General features: G+C 65.3%; 16 protein-coding genes. 5 read left to right on the plus strand and 11 right to left on the minus strand.

The features are described from left to right. Window positions 1-182 precede the first annotated feature (182 nt). Both ON29_RS11640 and ON29_RS11645 read left to right on the plus strand, forming a co-directional pair. Window positions 183-1,862, plus strand: coding sequence for a GMC oxidoreductase (locus ON29_RS11640; protein ID WP_051175110.1), 1,680 nt, complete (start codon window positions 183-185; stop codon window positions 1,860-1,862). Window positions 1,863-1,868: 6 nt separating this feature from the next. Next, window positions 1,869-2,567 (plus strand): TetR/AcrR family transcriptional regulator, encoded by a 699-nt coding sequence (locus ON29_RS11645; RefSeq protein WP_040866224.1) that lies wholly within the window; start codon window positions 1,869-1,871, stop codon window positions 2,565-2,567. 12 nt (window positions 2,568-2,579) lie between these two features. On the opposite strand, the gene ON29_RS11650 is transcribed toward ON29_RS11645, so the two are convergent. Next, a complete protein-coding gene (locus tag ON29_RS11650) occupies window positions 2,580-3,428 on the minus strand; it encodes a short-chain dehydrogenase/reductase (protein WP_040866267.1) in 849 nt (282 codons plus the stop codon). A 62-nt stretch (window positions 3,429-3,490) separates the two neighbouring features. Here ON29_RS11650 and ON29_RS11655 point away from each other — a divergent pair, with 62 nt between their 5' ends. The 3 genes from ON29_RS11655 to ON29_RS11665 all read left to right on the plus strand — a co-directional run bounded on the left by ON29_RS11655 (window position 3,491) and on the right by ON29_RS11665 (window position 7,934). Beyond that, window positions 3,491-4,495: an NADP-dependent oxidoreductase gene (locus ON29_RS11655; protein WP_040866225.1), complete on the plus strand. Its 1,005-nt coding sequence runs from the start codon at window positions 3,491-3,493 to the stop codon at window positions 4,493-4,495. Window positions 4,496-5,812: 1,317 nt separating this feature from the next. Then, entirely contained in the window at window positions 5,813-6,889 is a 1,077-nt protein-coding gene (locus ON29_RS11660; protein WP_083863381.1) for a hypothetical protein, read from the plus strand. 259 nt (window positions 6,890-7,148) lie between these two features. Further along, complete coding sequence (locus tag ON29_RS11665) at window positions 7,149-7,934, plus strand: IclR family transcriptional regulator (protein WP_040866227.1); 786 nt, start codon at window positions 7,149-7,151, stop codon at window positions 7,932-7,934. Window positions 7,935-7,948: 14 nt separating this feature from the next. On the opposite strand, the gene ON29_RS11670 is transcribed toward ON29_RS11665, so the two are convergent. Genes ON29_RS11670 through ON29_RS11715 form a run of 10 tightly spaced genes read right to left on the minus strand, consistent with a single transcriptional unit; the run spans window position 7,949 to window position 15,964 of the window. Further along, a complete protein-coding gene (locus tag ON29_RS11670; protein WP_040866228.1) occupies window positions 7,949-8,689 on the minus strand; it encodes an SDR family oxidoreductase in 741 nt (246 codons plus the stop codon). Between the two features lie 13 nt (window positions 8,690-8,702). Further along, window positions 8,703-10,424: an IlvD/Edd family dehydratase gene (locus ON29_RS11675; protein ID WP_040866229.1), complete on the minus strand. Its 1,722-nt coding sequence runs from the start codon at window positions 10,422-10,424 to the stop codon at window positions 8,703-8,705. Further along, the gene (locus tag ON29_RS11680) at window positions 10,414-11,313 is read right to left on the minus strand and encodes a beta-keto acid cleavage family enzyme (protein ID WP_040866230.1); all 900 of its coding nucleotides are present in this window, start codon (window positions 11,311-11,313) and stop codon (window positions 10,414-10,416) included. Before ON29_RS11680 ends, ON29_RS11675 begins: the two co-directional genes overlap by 11 nt. Beyond that, a complete protein-coding gene (dhaL, locus tag ON29_RS11685; RefSeq protein ID WP_040866268.1) occupies window positions 11,310-11,930 on the minus strand; it encodes a dihydroxyacetone kinase subunit DhaL in 621 nt (206 codons plus the stop codon). Before dhaL ends, ON29_RS11680 begins: the two co-directional genes overlap by 4 nt. 29 nt (window positions 11,931-11,959) lie before the next feature. After that, entirely contained in the window at window positions 11,960-12,958 is a 999-nt protein-coding gene (locus tag ON29_RS11690; protein WP_040866231.1) for a dihydroxyacetone kinase subunit DhaK, read from the minus strand. Further along, complete coding sequence (locus tag ON29_RS11695) at window positions 12,955-13,389, minus strand: hypothetical protein (RefSeq protein ID WP_040866232.1); 435 nt, start codon at window positions 13,387-13,389, stop codon at window positions 12,955-12,957. Before ON29_RS11695 ends, ON29_RS11690 begins: the two co-directional genes overlap by 4 nt. Continuing rightward, window positions 13,389-13,817: a hypothetical protein gene (locus tag ON29_RS11700; RefSeq protein WP_157172749.1), complete on the minus strand. Its 429-nt coding sequence runs from the start codon at window positions 13,815-13,817 to the stop codon at window positions 13,389-13,391. The genes ON29_RS11695 and ON29_RS11700 overlap by 1 nt, the downstream gene beginning before the upstream one ends. Next, entirely contained in the window at window positions 13,814-14,704 is an 891-nt protein-coding gene (locus ON29_RS11705) for a 3-keto-5-aminohexanoate cleavage protein (RefSeq protein WP_040866234.1), read from the minus strand. Before ON29_RS11705 ends, ON29_RS11700 begins: the two co-directional genes overlap by 4 nt. Then, window positions 14,697-15,458 (minus strand): SDR family NAD(P)-dependent oxidoreductase, encoded by a 762-nt coding sequence (locus ON29_RS11710; protein WP_040866235.1) that lies wholly within the window; start codon window positions 15,456-15,458, stop codon window positions 14,697-14,699. Before ON29_RS11710 ends, ON29_RS11705 begins: the two co-directional genes overlap by 8 nt. Further along, on the minus strand, window positions 15,455-15,964 hold the full coding sequence (locus tag ON29_RS11715; protein WP_217999139.1) for a VOC family protein: 510 nt from the start codon (window positions 15,962-15,964) through the stop codon (window positions 15,455-15,457). The genes ON29_RS11710 and ON29_RS11715 overlap by 4 nt, the downstream gene beginning before the upstream one ends. Between the last annotated feature and the right edge of the window lie 610 nt (window positions 15,965-16,574).

The raw sequence follows: 16,574 nt of genomic DNA on the forward strand, positions 1-16,574 counted from the left end.
TCCATCTATCGAGTCGTGAAGTGCATCGGTCGCGAACATGCGACCGGATGGCCGAGCACATGCGATCGACTTCGCACTGTGGACCACCTTCCGCGTCCTGTGTCCGGGCGCCTACGGATGGCTTGCCACTCGACGATAACGAAGTTATCGTAAGCACGCAAGCATTCCCGCAGGAGGAGTCCATGGATACGTCGGCACCGGCCGAGACCGATACCGAGCGCCGAGGGCGCGAGTTCGATTTCGACTGGGTGGTGGTCGGCTCCGGTTTCGGCGGCAGCGTGGCAGCGCTACGCCTGGCCGAGAAGGGATACCGTGTCGCGGTCATCGAGCGCGGCCGTCGGTACGCTGACGCCGATCTCCCGACGTCAGCCTCCGACTGGCGGCGGTTCCTGTGGGCACCGGCCATCGGATTGCGCGGGATCATGCGCAACATCCTTCTGCCACATGTGTTCAGCTCGAGTCAGACCGGCGTGGGCGGCGGCAGCCTGGTGTACGGGGGTGTGCTGTTTCGTGCTCAGCCCGGGTTCTTCGCAGACCCACAATGGCGGGACCTCGGAGACTGGGATCGCACCCTCGCACCCCACTACGCGACCGCCGAGCGCATGCTCGGCGTGCAGCAGACCCCCTGGGAGTCGGTGGCGATGGACCTGACCCGTGCGGTAGCAGCGCGCTTCGCGAGCCCGGACAACTTCGCCCCCGCTCCCGTCGGGGTGTTTTTCGGCGAGCCCGGCAAGACTGTGCCCGACCCGTACTTCGGCGGCGAAGGGCCCGCACGCACCGGGTGCACGCGATGCGGCGAGTGCATGATCGGGTGTCGCGTCGGTGCCGCCAATCGACTGACGAAGAACTACTTGTGGTTCGCGGAAAAGCGCGGCGCGCAGATCATCGCCGAGCGAGAAGTCGTCGACGTCGCCCCGCTCGGGCCTGCCAGCAGTAGCGACGGTCGCGACGGGTACCGCATCACGACCCGTCGACCAGGAGTCGGGCCGCGTCGCAATCACCGCACACTCACCGCCCGCGGCATCGTTTTCGCGGCAGGGACAGTCGGGACCAACGAGCTGCTCGCGGACTGTAAACACCGCGGTTCGCTACCACGGATCAGCGACCGACTCGGCGAGTTGGTGCGCACCAACAGCGAAGCGGTCCTGACTGTTCTGCTACCCGAGGACATGCAGACCTGGCGCGATGTCACTGCCAGCAGTCGGGTCCTCATCGACGGGGACACCCAGATCGAGTTGCTCACCTACGGGCGCAATGGCGACTTCATGCGACTGCTCTTCACCGTGCTGAGCGGGCACGGCGACGGCCGCCGCCGGGTCATCGAGTGGGCCGGCGAAGTGCTGAGCCACCCGAGACGATTCGCGGCGACACTGCGTCGCGGGTGGAGCCGACGCACGCTCATGATGCTCGTCATGCAGGCACGCGACAATGCGATCGCGTTCACCCCGGTCAGACGCCGCTTCGGTCGCGGCTACCGGCTCACCACGCGGATCGATGCGAAGCGGCCCGCGCCAACTCATCTCGCTATCGGTCACCAGGTGGCGGCCTGGCTCGCCGAACGGACCGGCGGCATCGCGCAAGCCAGTGTTTTCGAAGTTCTCGGCAACCGCCCTATGACTGCCCACGTGGTCGGTGGAGCCGTTATCGGGTCAACGGCCGAAACCGGCGTCGTCGACCCGCACATGACGGTATTCGGCTACCGGAACATGATCGTGTGCGATGCCGCCGCATTCCCCGCCAATCCCGGCGTGAACCCGGCGCTGACGATCACAGCCCTGGCCGAGCATGCCATGCGACATGTATCGCATGCGCCGACCGCGAACCAGCCACATTCTGATCAACCCTCGCGAATGGGACAATGACCGACTATGGCCGAAGCACCGCACCCGAAGGGCTCCCCGTCGAACGGCATCGCCGAACGCTTGATCGATGCCGCGATCAGGCTCCTTGCGACCGAAGGTCCGTCGGCGATCAAAGCACGCACAGTGGCCACTGAGGCCGGCATGTCGAGCATGGTCGTCTACAACTACTTCGGCGGGGTACCCGAGTTGGTGAAAGCCGTCACCGACCACGGGTTCGACCAGCTCGGTACCGCCTTCGCCGAACTGCCCAGCACCGACGACCCCGTCGCCGACCTCTTCGCGATGGCGCTCATCACTGTCACCTACGCCCGCGCCAACCCACACCTCTACGACGCGATGTTCGGTCTGTCCACTCGATCGACCTACCGCCCCGCCTCCGACAAAGACGTACGCCTGGCAGGCCACTCTCCAGCCTTTCGATCGGCATACGCCCACATCACCGACGCCTGCACCCGGCTGATCGGTTCAGAGCGCGTCGCAGCGACCGATCCCAAGGCCGTAGCGGGCGCACTGTGGAGCTACGTCCACGGCTACATCATGTTGGAGCTGGCCAATCATTTCGACGAGTTCGATGACCCGGTCGGCCAGATTCTCGTGCCGATGGGCGTCACCTTCTGCGTCGGCCTCGGCGACGAGCCCGAGGCCGCGACAGCCTCTCACCAGATCGCGCTCACCCGGTCACGGACTACCTCGCCAGGCTCCTGAATCGGCCGCCGCTCATCTCTGCCGCCGAGGCTCGCGCGCGGCAATCTCCCGTTCGACCCGGGGCGCCCAGGTCGACGCGAAACGGCGCGCCCACAACCACCCAGCAGGTGAGGCAAGCGCGGCCTTCCCCCACCCGACCACACCGACCGCGCGCGGCACGTACACACGTGGACGCCGCATAGACAGGCCATCGACAATGGCGACCGCGGCCTTATCGACACTCGTCGTGACATTGCCCGGATACGGCAGCCTGCGTCGCATCGCCGGAAACGACGGAATATCGCTGTCGATACTCCGCACAAGATCCGTTTCGATCCACGAGGGATGCACCAAACCGACCGAAATTCCGAGGTGAGCGACTTCTTGCCGATACGCGAGGGCGAGCATCTCCACACCGGCCTTGCTGGCCGAGTACGCCGACATCGACGGCAACGCCAGAAAGGACAGCGCGGATGCCACAACGCTCACGTGCCCGCCTGACCTCGCAAGATGCGGTGTTGCGAGCTTCAGCGTCCTGAACGTGCCGGTCAGATTCACGTCCAGCACTCGCGCGAACGCCGCATCCTCGGTCTGGCGTACAGTGCCGTAATCGACGATTCCCGCATTCGCGACGACCAGGTCGATCCCACCGAGGGACTCGGCGGCACCGTCGATTGCCCGCCGCAGCTCATTCCCGTCGCACACGTCAGCAGCAAACCATCGGCCATCGATGTCGTCGGCCAGGGTCGCGAGTTGGTCGGGCTCGAGGCCGAGTACCGCGACTCGCGCGCCACGCGAGGCCGCGATGCGTGCCACATGCTCGCCGATCCCTCTTGCCGCACCAGTTACCACCAGCCGCTTGTTCGTCAGATCCTGCTTCACACCCACACGATAACTTCGTTATCATGTGGGTGGCAACATCCTCAACAGTCAGGAGACCACCAATGAAGGCATTCGCGGTGACTGAATACGGACCCGATGGGCTGAAATCCGTCGATGTGGCGGTCCCTGCAGTCGGAGCCGACGACGTTCTCATCGACGTACGGGCGGCGAGCATCAACCCGCTCGACAAGATGGTCCGCAACGGGGAGTTCAAACAGCTCCTCAGGTACAAGACACCATTCGTTCTCGGTCACGACGTTGCCGGTGTTGTCACCGCCCTCGGATCTGCGGTCCGCGACTTCAGTATCGGTGACGCGGTCTATGCCCGACCCCGCGACCTGCGCATCGGCACCTTCGCAGAGTTCATCGCCGTCAACCAAGCTGACGTAGCCCACAAACCCGTTTCGCTCTCCTTCGCCGAGGCAGGCGCGGTTCCGCTCGTCGCACTGGCCGCGTGGCAGGCACTTGTCGACGTCGCCGACGTCAAGCCAGGACAGCGGGTCCTCGTACACGCCGGCGCAGGCGGTCTCGGCTCGACGGTCATCCAGGTCGCGAAGCACCTCGGCGCGTACGTGGCAACGACCGCGAGCACTGCAGACATCGACCGGGTCCGCGACCTGGGCGCAGACGAGGTGGTCGACTACACCAGCCAAGACTTCACCGACGTGATCGCCGGATACGACGTCGTCCTCGATTCCCTCGGCGGCACCAACCTCGAGAAGTCCTTGACCGTTCTCAAACCCGGTGGCCTTGCGATCAGTGTCGTCGGCCCGCCCGACCCTGACTTCGCTTCGCAGTTGGGCAAGAAATTGCTTCGCCCCATCATGAGCATCTTGAGCCGCAAGATCCGAGCGCAGGCCAAAAATCTCGGCGTTCGTTACGCGTTCTTCTTCATGAGAGCCGACGGCGCCCAGCTAGAACACCTCACGTCCCTGTACGACAGCGGCGAGCTGAGGCCCGTTCTCGATCGCACCTTCCCGTTCGAGTCGACACTTGACGCCATGGCCTACGTTGAGCAAGGCAAAGCCAAGGGCAAGATCGTCATTACCCAGGACGGTGCGGCATAGCACCTCAGGACTTGTCGGCCGACCACCAGCAATCGCAATACTGACCGGCGGCAGATGCCGCAAACTTTCGATGACTATTCGACCGACGGGCGACAGACCGCAACCGAATACCTCTGTCTGTCCGACTCGAGTGAGCGTAGCGACACCCCGCCCGCTTAGGTTTGCCCGAGGCGGGCATCAAACCCCTTCCCATCACCTTCGGCGCCGCCACAAACACGCCACGCTGTCGACGATCCTGCCCGGCTACAGCGGGAAATTGGATTCGGTCACCAACTGCCCATCTGAATTCGCAGGTCGTCCGCGATCCCATCTCGATGTGTCCCGCCGTAAACACATCGAGATGGGAACAAAACCAGGCCGTACCGGCGGAACTGCACCGTCAGATCGGATAGGAATCCGCGATGACCAGCCGTTTTCCAGTTGCCCATGTTTTGCGTGCCCTGCCGATGAAACGAACCTGCGACGGACGACCGCCAGGCCGTTCAACTGATTGGAAGGTCGGCCCGGACACTTTGGTGTATTCCTGGTTACATACCGAGAAAGAAACAGGTCAAGCCCGATTAGCGCACTTGACCTGCTGTTTCTGCTCCCCCATCTGGACTCGAACCAGAAACCTGCCGATTGACGTTCGGCTGGCCGTCGAAAGCTGGGGCCAATCTGGGGCCACACGCTATGCGCGGCCGAGAACGACCAGCACGTTTCGAATGTTGCCGCATGCTCGAATACCGGGTTTGACGTGTGCAAATGACATTAGCCCAGAGCTGGGGGTCAAGTGGTCGCAGGTTCAAATCCTGTCAGCCCGACATAGAAATCCCCTCCGACCTGTATCGGAGGGGATTTTTTCTTACGGTACCGCCCGCAGAGTTGGGGCCAATCCAGGGCCAGACTTGCCCCGCAGGTGCCGCGACAGCTGATTGCCGTCCTAGGAAATCGAAGCCGCCGAGCTCGCCGGAGCGCTGCTCATACCAGTTGAGCAGGCCCGACGATCTGCGATGTACGGTCACGACCCGTCTGCAGTGGCTGCACGATTCAAGGTAATCATCGAGATGGCGACATGGCGCATGCGGATGTCAGGTGGCGCGAGGATCGCCCAGCGATTCCACGCGAAGCGCCAAGCCAGGGCAGCCGGCAGCTAGCTACCAGGGCACCTGAGGAAGGTGACCGAGCGCGCTGAAACCCGGCACGGCGGACCGTTCGGAAAACGGTGAGCGCGCGCGGCGTGGACCCGATCTTCGTGCTCACCGCACCGATTCCGGCCACCAAGTGGGCGTTGGAGAAAAGCGGTCTCACACTGACGAGCACTCGTACACTTCGTTGGTGATTTCCGACGTACCGGCTGAACACCCTGCCGGGTACGACTTCGACTTCGACTACAGCTACTGGTTCGACTGCGAGTGTGGACGGCGCGTTCAGGTGTCGGCCACTGCGTATGATTTGCAGTGCAAAGGTGACGAACAGTACCCATTGTGCGACTGCGGTAGGACCATCGATATTGCCGAGGCGCATCCAGCCCTTCGCGACCTTGGCGACATCGATTGCCAGGATGTACAGGTCGACCAACATCTAGCGAAGACCTCGCTGGCTCTTCATCTGGGAACCTACGCCGCGGCGATCGAGAACATGCTCCGGCGCATGCGCGATCAGGACTCTCCAAGCCACCAGTACTGGCTTCATCAGGTGCAGATCCGACTTCAGCATGCAGATCTGGCACAAGGTATCCACAGCGAATTTTCCGGATGGTTTGGAGATGTGCCGATGACGGCGCTTGCCGATCTCGACGCGCGGGCGGCCCGCTACGTCAACGTCCACGAAGCTCCGGGGTCGATTTCGCTCGCCGTTAACCCGCAGGTGATCATTCGAGTGCGGACGATCCCGCTGTCGATGACGACTGCAGTGCTGCCTGCCACCGAAGCGGGCGAGCAGGCCGTCGAGCACACCGACGCTGATCTCGCTGCTGCACAACAGCTTCGACCTGATACCACCGGAATCCCGGAAGATCAGGTCTTCGAATCAGAGTTGGACATCTTTTGCGCGGAGGTGAGGGGCTGCGCTGTCAGTGACAAGGCGAAGGAGTTCACCGAGCAGTTCGCGCCGCAGTTCAGGAAGTATCACGATCGGCAACGTGAGGTCTGGTCGAACCTGCGAACCACGCTCACCGACGTATATCTGGCCGGCGTAACTCCACAGCAGTGTGATCGACTGCTCAGCGTCATTCCCGCCGATGTCGAGCCCGAACAGTTTCACCGACGGTTACGTGAACTGGCTGGCCGGCTTCGTGGCGAACGCTCGAACCAACGAGCTACTCCGGACTCTCGAAGCCGGATGATGTGGGTGCCAGCTAGACCAGAAATGAGGTTGCGGTCTCGTCGTAGCCCCTCGGGGCGATCGCAGTAACGCCGGTTGGCAGTTCCACGCACCAGTCGATCTCATGTTCTCCGCGTATGAGGAGCTAGCAGATCGGGTTTTGCGTTGGACCTTCGCCAATCGGGATTGGATGGCACTACGTCGGCACTGCGGCGTCGCCGTTGGCACCAGCATCCGGGAGTCGCCGACAATGCATCTGGTTCGGTCCAGGAGTGATGCGAGCGGAGTTCGCGTCGGCAGCTGACGGGCCGACTCGACAGCTGTGCCCCTGGTTGGCAAGAATAGGCGCATGAGTCCCGTTCATCGGGCCGAAGGGGAGATCTCCGCGATCGGCCGCACCACCGAGATCCTGAAGACGTTTCGGGAAAGCTCAGGGGTCCTCAGCGCTGCGGCACTCGTACGCCGCACGGGAATGGCGAAGACGACGGTGCACCGGATGCTCGACGACCTCGTGCGTGTGGGACTGCTCGAACGCGACGGCAAGGACTACCGTCTAGGCCTACTGTTGTTCGAGCTCGGTGAATCGGTCCCCCGCCAGCGGGGCCTGCGGGAGGCGGCACGACGCCATCTGTCGGCGTTGCGGGAGGCAACCCGGCACAACGTCGGGCTCTGTGTGCTCGACGGGTTCGACGTCGTATACCTCGACGTGTTCCGCGACGATGATGGTCCGCGACTGCCGCAGCAGATCGGCGGCCGCTGGCCAGCACACGCGAGCTGCTCTGGGAAGGCGATCCTGGCGTACTCCGACCGCACTGCGACGCCTCGGCCCGACACGCTGAAGCCCTGCACCGAACACACCATCACCGATCCCGACGAACTGGAGCGCGAACTGGATCAGGTCCGCCGACGCGGCCTCGCCTTCGACCGCCAGGAGGCAATCCGGGGCATCGTCGGCGTCGCCGCACCGATCTTCGGGCCCGGTGGTGTCGTTCTCGGAGCGGTCTCCTCCTCGGGGATGGTCGGCCGGATCAACCTGACCCGTATCGACGCGGCAGTCCGCACCACTGCGGTGTCGATCTCCAAAGATCTGTCCCGGGCGCAGTCGGTCGTCCGTCCGGTACTACAACGCCACTGAAGCTGCACCTATGGTCAGCCCCGCCCGGCGAACGGCATCCGGTTGGCCATGATCGTCATGAACGGCACGGTGACCTCGAGTGGGAGCTCGGCCAGCCGGACGACGGTGTCCGCCACGTGCTTCGGGTCGAAGGTCGGCTCGGGGCGCTGGCTCCCGTCGGGCTGCCGCGCTGCCACTCCGACACCTTCGGTCATGGGGGTGGCCGCGTTTCCGATATCGATCTGAGTGCAGCAGATGTCGTACTCGCGTCCATCCAGTGCGATCGCTTTCGTCAGACCCGTTACCCCGTGTTTGGTCGCGGTGTAGGCAGCGGTGGCGGGCCGTGGTGTGTGCGCAGACAGCGAGCCGTTGTTGATGATCCGCCCACCCCTCGGGGATTGCGCCTTCATCATCCGCATCGCCTCGCGGGCGCACAGGAAGGTCCCGGTGAGATTGGCCGCGAGGGTGCGCTCCCAGTCCGCCGGATCGATCTCGTCGACGCTGCCGCTCGGCCCGAAGGTTCCGGCATTGTTGACCAGCACGTCGATCCGGCCGAAATCATTGGACACCTGTGCGAACAGGTCTCGCACCGATTCGACGGACGACACGTCGGCCGGGACCACGACGGCCCGCTCGTAAGCGCTCGCAGTCTCCTCCAGTGCCGTCCGCCCACGGCCGGTCAGCACGACCTGGTGTCCGGCCGCGAGCAGCGCGCGGGCGAAGGCACGGCCCAATCCGGAACCGGCTCCGGTGACGACGGCGACGAGTTTGTTCACTCTGTACTCCTGTTCAGTGGTTGTCGCCCGGCACGGTGGTGCCGCGTTTGCCGACGAGGAAATCGAAGTCGACGCCGCGATCGGCCTGCAGGACATGGTCGACGAACAGTCGGAGGTAGCCCCCTGCGGGTGCCTCGGCCGCGGGCGCGAGCGCCGCCCGACGACGGCGCAGTTCATCGGCGTCGACGTGCAATTGCAGTGCCGATCCGGGTATATCGAGTTCGATGCGGTCACCATCGCGCACGAGCGCCAACGGCCCCCCGGCGGCTGCTTCCGGCGCCACGTGTAGGACGACAGTTCCGTAGGCGGTTCCGCTCATCCTGGCGTCGGAGATCCGCACCATATCGGTGACGCCGCGTTCCAGCAGCCGACGTGGCAGGGGCAGATTCCCCACCTCTGGCATGCCGGGGGCGCCGATCGGCCCCGCACCGGTGAGCACGATGACGTCATCGGGTTCGATATCGAGATCCGGGGCGTCGATCCGGGCCCGGAAATCGTCTATGCCGTGGAATACGACAGCCCGGCCCACATGCCGCAGCAGGTGCGGCGATGCCGCCGAGGTCTTGATGACAGCGCCGTTCGGAGCGAGATTCCCGGTAAGCACCGTTGTTCCGGCGTCTACTTGCAGCGGCTTCTCACGCCGGCGGATGACCTCCTCGTTCCAGATGGGAGCGGATTCCACGTTCTCCCCGAGCGTCCGGCCGGTGACGGTGCGGGCATCGGTGTGCAGCAGATCTCCGAGTTCCGCGAGTACCGCGGGCAGTCCTCCGGCGTAGTAGAAGTCCTCCATCAGATACCTGCCCGAGGGCATGAGGTCGACTAGAAGCGGGATGTTGCGCGTCTGCTCGGCGAAGTCCGCCATTTCCAGCGGCAGTTCGAGGCGTCCGGCCAAGGCCAGCAGGTGCACCACCGCGTTGGTGGACCCACCGATTGCGGCGTTGACTCGGATCGCGTTCTCGAACGACTCACGGGTGACAACCTTCGACATCCGGAGGCCCTCCGCCACCATCTCGACGATCCGCACACCGCTGTCGCGGGCGTGGGCGCGGCGTCTGGAGTCGACTGCCGGGATCGCCGCGTTGCCGGGCAGGGCGAGGCCGAGCGCCTCCGCGATCGAGGCCATCGTCGACGCGGTGCCCATGGTGTTGCAGTGACCGGGCGAACGTGAGGTTGCCGATTCCGCTGCCCGGAAGGCACACTCGCTCATCGTGCCGGCCCGGACCGCCTCGCTCATCGCGAACACCGAGGTACCCGACCCTATGGTGCGGCCCTCATGTCTGCCGCTCAGCATCGGCCCGCCGGACACCACGATCGTCGGGATGTCGCAACTTGCGGCGCCCATCAACAGCGCCGGTGTGGTTTTGTCGCAGCCGCAGAGCAGGACCACACCGTCGATTGGGTTGGCTCGGATGGACTCCTCGACGTCCATGCTCACCAGGTTGCGGTAGAGCATCGTCGTCGGTCGGATGATCGTCTCACCGAGTGAGGTGACCGGGAATTCGACGGGGAAGCCACCCGCCTCGATGACGCCGAGCCGCACCTGCTCCGCCAGATCACGGAAGTGCGCGTTGCACGGGGTCAGTTCCGACCAGGTGTTGCAGATGCCGATCACCGGACGGCCGTCGAACATTCGATCCGGAATGCCCTGGTTCTTCATCCAGGACCGGTGGATGAAGGCGTTGAGATCGTTGCCGGCGAACCACTCTTGGGACCGCAGCGGGCGCTCAGTGTTCATCGGAGGGTCCTTTCAGTCCTAGTATCTGCCGAGTCTCGTCCGGGGTTGCGGGCGTCAGGCCCAGTCGTTCGGCGATCCCGACGATGTGCTCGACGAATCGCACGTTCTCGGTCGGCTCTCCCGGAACCAGGCACGGGTTGTCCTCGATTCCGACGCGGACGTGCCCGCCCAGTACGAGTGCGTGGGTGAGACCCCGCATCTGCTCGACGCCGCTGATACTCACCGAGAACACCGAGTCCGCTGGTAGGGCGGCGACCATCTGCTGCAGGATCGCCGGGGTGTATGGGAGTGCGTTCTGGAAGGTGCGGTCCAGACCGAGGACCATGTTCACCAAGTGCGGGCCCGGCTCGCCCGCGGTGAGCGTCCTGATCTCCTGCAGGAGGTGAGAGGGCCCGAATGCCTCCCATTCTGGTTTGATTCCGCGTGCCTGCATAGCGGCGGCGAGTTCGGCGGCCCGGCTCGGTGGGGTGTCCATCAGGATCTCGCCGAACGACGAAGAGACATATCCGGTGATCGCGTCGAGGGTGCAGGTATCCGCACCGCCGCCCAGCCCGTCGAGTCGCGCGGACCAGTCCACGACCCGAGTTCCGTCCGCGCGGGTCCGCACCATGTCCCCGTTGACGCCACCTCCGGTGGAGTTGTTGATCACGATGTCGCAGCGTGCCCGGACGAGGTCGTTGATGCGTCGGTAGATTCCCGCGTCACAGGTCGCCGCGTCGTCGGGGCGGCGCGCGTGCAGTGCCGCCATCGAAGCCCCCGCCGACTGGCACCGGGTGACGTCTGCGGCGATCTCCTCCGGCTGAGTAGGGATGTACGGGTGGTCGGCCTTCGTGAGGAACCCTCCGGTCGGGGCAACCGTGATGATCACTTTGTCCCGCAACGTGGTCATGCGTCCACCCCATTCGCGGCCTCGAAGAACATTGCGATCGCGTGGGCACCGGGGTCAACGACACCACGGGCATGGTCACCGACGTAACTGGCACGGCCGCGTCGGGCCAGCAACGCGCGGGTCGACTCGGCACCGGCCACGGCGGCGTCGCGCGCGGCGGCCAGAGCAGTGGTGATGTCGCCTGACGTCGCGGCGCCGAGTAGCGCGTCCCTCGCCGGCACCATCGCGTCGACCATCGTCTTGTGCCCCACCTCCGCCTTACCGAGCCGTTGCACGGCTCGGGTCGCGGTATCGACCGCCGTGGCGAATTCCACGACACCGACCTCGTCGCCGCGGATGTCGGCGATGCGGCCGAACCACAATCCGAGAAGTGGGCCGCTCGTTCCCCCAGTGCCGAGAAATGCGTCCGAGAGCCGGGTGAACACGTCACAGGGCCGGGCCGGTGGATCGTCTTCCATCTCGGCCAGCGTGGCGCGCACCGCCGAACGCAGGTTGAGGCCGAAGTCGCCGTCCCCGATCAGCCGATCCAGATCGGTCAGCGCGTCGACTTGTCGTTCGACATCGGCGGCGAACCGAGTGATCCAGTTACGTGCCCAGTCGAGTTGCAGCGTGGTCATCAATCCTCCGAAATCTTGCAGGGCAGCGGTCACCACGTGAGTGCCGGTGTGCTGACCGGGTCGTTCCACAGGTCGACGATCTCGTCTGTGGCACGCAGGAGGGTGATCGACAGCCCGTGCATGTCAAACGAGGTGACGAAGGAGCCGGCGAGCATGCGGGCGTACCCGATTCCTCGTTCGCCCAGCGCCCGGACGAGTTCCCGTGCGGCGATGGCCAGCTCCAGATCGTGGGTGGCACCGAGTCCGTTGACGATCGCGATCACGTCACCGCCGGGGCCGACCCGGCCGCCGCTGACGAGTTGTTCGACCAGTTCGTCGATGAGGACTCCCACCGGGGCCGCCGGGCGAGTGCCGCGGCCACGCTCACCATGGATACCGACCCCGAACTCGATCTCGTCCGGGGCCAGGTCGAACGACGGCCGGGTATGGCCCGGCGGGGTGCCGGCGCGCAATGCGACGCCCAGCGTGGCCGACGAGGCCACCACCCTGCGTCCCAGGTCCGCGATATCGGCCAGTGACCAGCCGCGTTCGGCCGCGGCGCCGCAGATCTTCTCCACCGCGACCACGGCCGCGGTACCTCGGCGGCCCGGCCCGTCAGCAGTGCTGCCGTCGGTGGCGAGATCGTCGTCGACCACCACGATCTCGGTAGCGACAGACCCGGTGAGCAGCTCCGCAGCGATCGAGAAGTTCAGCATGTCGCCGGTGTAGTTCTTCACGATCAGCACTGCGCCGTAACCAGTCTCGACGGCCTCGACCGCGGCGCGCACCTGCAGCGCGGTGGGACTGGAGAAGATCGCCCCCGGTACCGCCGCGTCGAGCATGCCGACGCCGACGAACCGGGCGTGCAGCGGCTCGTGGCCGGCACCGCCGCCGGACACCAATGCCACCTTCGGCCGGGATTGTCCTGCTCGCACGACGTACGCCGGGTCCCTGTGGCAGGTGATCGTCGCCGGGTACAGCAATTGCAGGCCTTCGAGCGCTTCCCTGGTGACGTTCTCGGGCTCGTTGACGAAATGGCGGCTGTTCATGCGCGTCTCCCAGACATGTCGTGAGTTACCGGTGCCAGGCGTTGCGCGAACGCTCGAACGCCGGCGTAGACGGTGTCTCCCACTCGCAGTCCGGCTTCGCGGGCCGGACCGTTGACGTAGGAGAGGACGCCGTGGTGCCACATGTCCATCCCATTGCTGATCTCGGCGGACTCGTGGCTGACGGTCGCCCCCGGGACGCCCGCCTGCCCCATCGCGACGACACCGGCGATGCCGGCGTCGTCCTTGCCGATACCGGCATCGTTGAACACTGCAAGCGCGGGACGGATCTCGATCGCCAGCCGACCCGATTCCTGCCCGCCGTTCGATGCCGCGACCAGGATTCGGCCGGTGTCGCCCGTCTCCACCTGGGACATACTGTCCATGACGACGATCTGCCTGCCGTTCTCCGCGCCGATGATGCTGCGAAACACTATGTTTGCCTCCTCTCGATCAGGGCGAGGATCTGCTCGCGCAATGGTGTCCCGGCCCGGATACCGTCCCGGCGCGCAATGTCGTTGACGTAACTGACGACGCCGTTTTCCCACGCGTCGGTACCGTCACCGATCCGCGCGCTGTCGTGCGATACCGCGATCCCCGCGATGTTCTGCGCGGCCACTGCGGCGAGCCCCGCGACGCCGGACCGGTTCTTCCCGATGCCCGCGTCGTTGCACACCACGATCGCGACACCGAACGACGCGGCGTACTCACCGGCGCTCGTACCGCCATGGGATCCGGTGACGAGGATGTCGCCGCGGTGGCGCGGGCCCGCGAAGGCGATCGAATCCGTGACCCAGACCAGCCCACCGGCCGCCCGATACACGAGTCGAGGTTCAGTGCCGGCCATTTCGACGGGCCTCATGCGGGTACTCCCAGTAGTTCGCGAGCTTGGTCCGGGGTGGCGGGCTCCCTGCCGTGGCGGCGCGCCAGCTCGACCACATGAGCGACAAGTTCGGGGGTAGACGGGAAGCCGAGTTCGCCGTAGTGGTGGTCGCCGGCGCCGATCGCGACGTGCCCGCCGCGGACGATGGCCTCCTCAGCGGCCTCGAGTACGTTGCCGCGGTAGGCGGAGACGATCCACTCGATCGAAAGGTCCTCGGGAAGCAGATCCAGCTGTGCCCGCAGGCCCGCTGCCGTGGCCGGGTGCGCCGCGGGGAACTCGTCGCCTCCGAGAATGAACGCAACGGCCAGCGGTGCCCGCAGCGGCCGGGACTTGGCGTGCGCGATGATCGCCCGGGTCCAGCTGACGTTGAACGACGCCAAGTACGGCGTCATTCCGAGTTCGCCTGCCCGATCGAGCAGTTCGGCCTGTATGCGGGTGTTGTTGAGGAATACTCGGTCGTCGGTGGCGAAATCGCCCGACCGCGGATCGATCAAATCCATTGCCGCGAGGCCCATTTCGATGACCAGGAAGTCGGACCGGGTCTCTGGACGCTCCTGGTTGGGTGCGAGATTGGACAGCCGCTCGGACACCGACCACCCGGGGACGTTGGCGGGCGCGGGCGCGAGCAGCAAGTCGCCCTCGGTACGGACCTTCTCGACGATCTCGCCGTAGGTTCGCGCCGAATGGTCCATGCCGCCATCCGGTGTCCGAGCGTGGAAGTGCATCAGCGATGCTCCGGCCGCGCGGCTCGCAGCCGCCGTCGCGGCGATCTCGCCGGGTGTCCAGGGGACGTGCGGATTGGGCTCGCGCATTGTGTTCTCGTTGACGTGTACGCCGATGACGAGCGGCTTCGACCCGCTAGGCATTGCGGTCTCCTTTCGGGACGCGCCAGCCGGCGCCGATCGACTGGCCGCCGTCGACCGTCCATGTCTGGCCAGTGACGAATCCAGCTCTCGGTCCGGCCAGGAAGGTGATGACCTCGGCGATCTCTTCCGGTTCCGCATAGCGGTGTAATGGAATCGCTTTCAGGATCTCTTCTTTCGCGCCCTTTCCCTGCCCGGTGCGGGCGAGCGGCGTGAGCGTGGAACCCGGTGCGACACAGTTGACCCGGATACGATCCTCAGCGAGTTCGAAGGCAAGCTGGCCGGTCAGCGCCACCACACCACCCTTCGACGCCGAGTACGCCGCGCGATCCTGGCTGCCCCGCAGTCCCGAGACCGAGGAGATGGTCACCACCGAACCACCACCATCAGCGGCGAGCAGGTCGACGAAGGCACGCACGACGGTGAACGTGGCCACCAGGTTGACCTCCAGCGTGCGCCGGAAGTCGTCGGGCGTGGTCTCCCGAACAGGGGCATTCCGAGCGATGCCAGCGCTGGTCACCACCGCGTCGACCCGCCCGAACCGCTCGGTCGTGGCCGCGACGAGCCGCGCGATGTCTCCCTCATCGGTGACGTCGGTCTGCACGTCGAGCACCGCGTCCCACGAGCCCCGCGTACGGGATCCGAGCGGTGTGCGGTCGGCGACCACCACGTTCCATCCCAGGTCGACGAACCTCTCGCACGTGGCATTCCCGATTCCGGATGCGCCGCCGGTGATGACGGCCACCTGCGCCGTCATGAGCCGAGCACCGTTCGCATATCGCGTACAGGATCGCGGCCGTCCCAGCCGACCGCGGCGGCCGCGACGGCTCGGAAGAGCTCACCCTTGCGCCCGCTGATCTCGGACAGTTCGAGGACGGTTCCGGGGAAAGGCCCCTCCTCGAAGTAGACAAACCGCTCGTCAGGTGCACCGCTTCCGGACACACCGCTCTGTAGTTCCGTCGCCCCGCGTTCGAAAGCGGCGTCTCGCAGGCGGTCGAAGTCGGTGGTCCAGTAGGCCACGTGCTGTAGCCCCGCCAGCCCGCGGTCGGTGAATTCCTTGAAGGCGGACGGCTCGTCGTTGCGCTGCTGGATCAGTTCGATCTGGGTGTCGCCGGTCTGCGCAAGAGCCACACTGAATCGCGGTGATGCCTGCCGTCCGCGAAACCGGAAATCGTGCAGCGGCTGGTCGTCGATGTAGAAGAATGGTCCGACACCCGTCACCTCTATCCAGTGCTTCATTGCACTGTCGATATCTCCCACCACATAGCCCAGCTGTCGCAGCGGGCCGAAATACCTGCTCAATGCTCACCTCGAATGTCGAAACCGCCGAACACCACGGGCGGTGTGAAGTCGTGTCGATAATGTCGGCCGGCCGAGTCAAGAAGAATGAACTAGTACCGATCAACGGGACATGCGCCCTTCGGTAGCAGTGGCGGCGATCGGGTAGCCGATATCCGGATATCCGGCGACCTCAGCGATCACCGGACAAGACCAGCAGCGCGATCGAGGACGGAAGTCACGCCCAAACCGTCGCGTTCAATTGATCGGCGCGATTGCCCTCGGTGCGCCGAATTTCCCAGAGCCTCCACGTGGCGAATCCGACGAGGAGGGTGCCGATCATGATCTCGGTCATGCACTGATGCGGATGCGGGTGCGGTGGAAGGTGGCGATGTTCGACGAGGCGCCGGGTGTGGCGACGGTGAGGGTCTGGGGGCCAGTATCTCCGGGTGCGCGTTCGGATCAGTGGGCGGGGACTTGTGCCGTCGTCCGGTACGTGACGACCAATGGTGTCAAGCGCGGCCGGCAGCTTCGCTGCTGTCGATGGTGTCCGCAGCGACCGCACTCTTGTGGCGGACCACGTTTCTGAGTAGCT

Source organism: Nocardia exalbida NBRC 100660, assembly GCF_000308575.1.
In the GTDB taxonomy this organism is placed as follows: domain Bacteria; phylum Actinomycetota; class Actinomycetes; order Mycobacteriales; family Mycobacteriaceae; genus Nocardia; species Nocardia exalbida.

Bases quoted from the DNA above. Each gene is read 5' to 3' on its own strand.
- ON29_RS11705 (WP_040866234.1), bottom strand. From the start codon at position 14,704: ATGCCTAGCGGGTCGAAGCCGCTCGTCATCGGCGTACACGTCAACGAG.
- ON29_RS11655 (WP_040866225.1), top strand. From the start codon at position 3,491: ATGAAGGCATTCGCGGTGACTGAATACGGACCCGATGGGCTGAAATCC.
- ON29_RS11675 (WP_040866229.1), bottom strand. From the start codon at position 10,424: ATGAACACTGAGCGCCCGCTGCGGTCCCAAGAGTGGTTCGCCGGCAAC.
- dhaL (WP_040866268.1), bottom strand. From the start codon at position 11,930: ATGACCACGCTGCAACTCGACTGGGCACGTAACTGGATCACTCGGTTC.
- ON29_RS11690 (WP_040866231.1), bottom strand. From the start codon at position 12,958: ATGAACAGCCGCCATTTCGTCAACGAGCCCGAGAACGTCACCAGGGAA.
- ON29_RS11710 (WP_040866235.1), bottom strand. From the start codon at position 15,458: ATGACGGCGCAGGTGGCCGTCATCACCGGCGGCGCATCCGGAATCGGG.
- ON29_RS11700 (WP_157172749.1), bottom strand. From the start codon at position 13,817: ATGAGGCCCGTCGAAATGGCCGGCACTGAACCTCGACTCGTGTATCGG.
- ON29_RS11640 (WP_051175110.1), top strand. From the start codon at position 183: ATGGATACGTCGGCACCGGCCGAGACCGATACCGAGCGCCGAGGGCGC.
- ON29_RS11645 (WP_040866224.1), top strand. From the start codon at position 1,869: ATGGCCGAAGCACCGCACCCGAAGGGCTCCCCGTCGAACGGCATCGCC.
- ON29_RS11665 (WP_040866227.1), top strand. From the start codon at position 7,149: ATGAGTCCCGTTCATCGGGCCGAAGGGGAGATCTCCGCGATCGGCCGC.
- ON29_RS11680 (WP_040866230.1), bottom strand. From the start codon at position 11,313: ATGACCACGTTGCGGGACAAAGTGATCATCACGGTTGCCCCGACCGGA.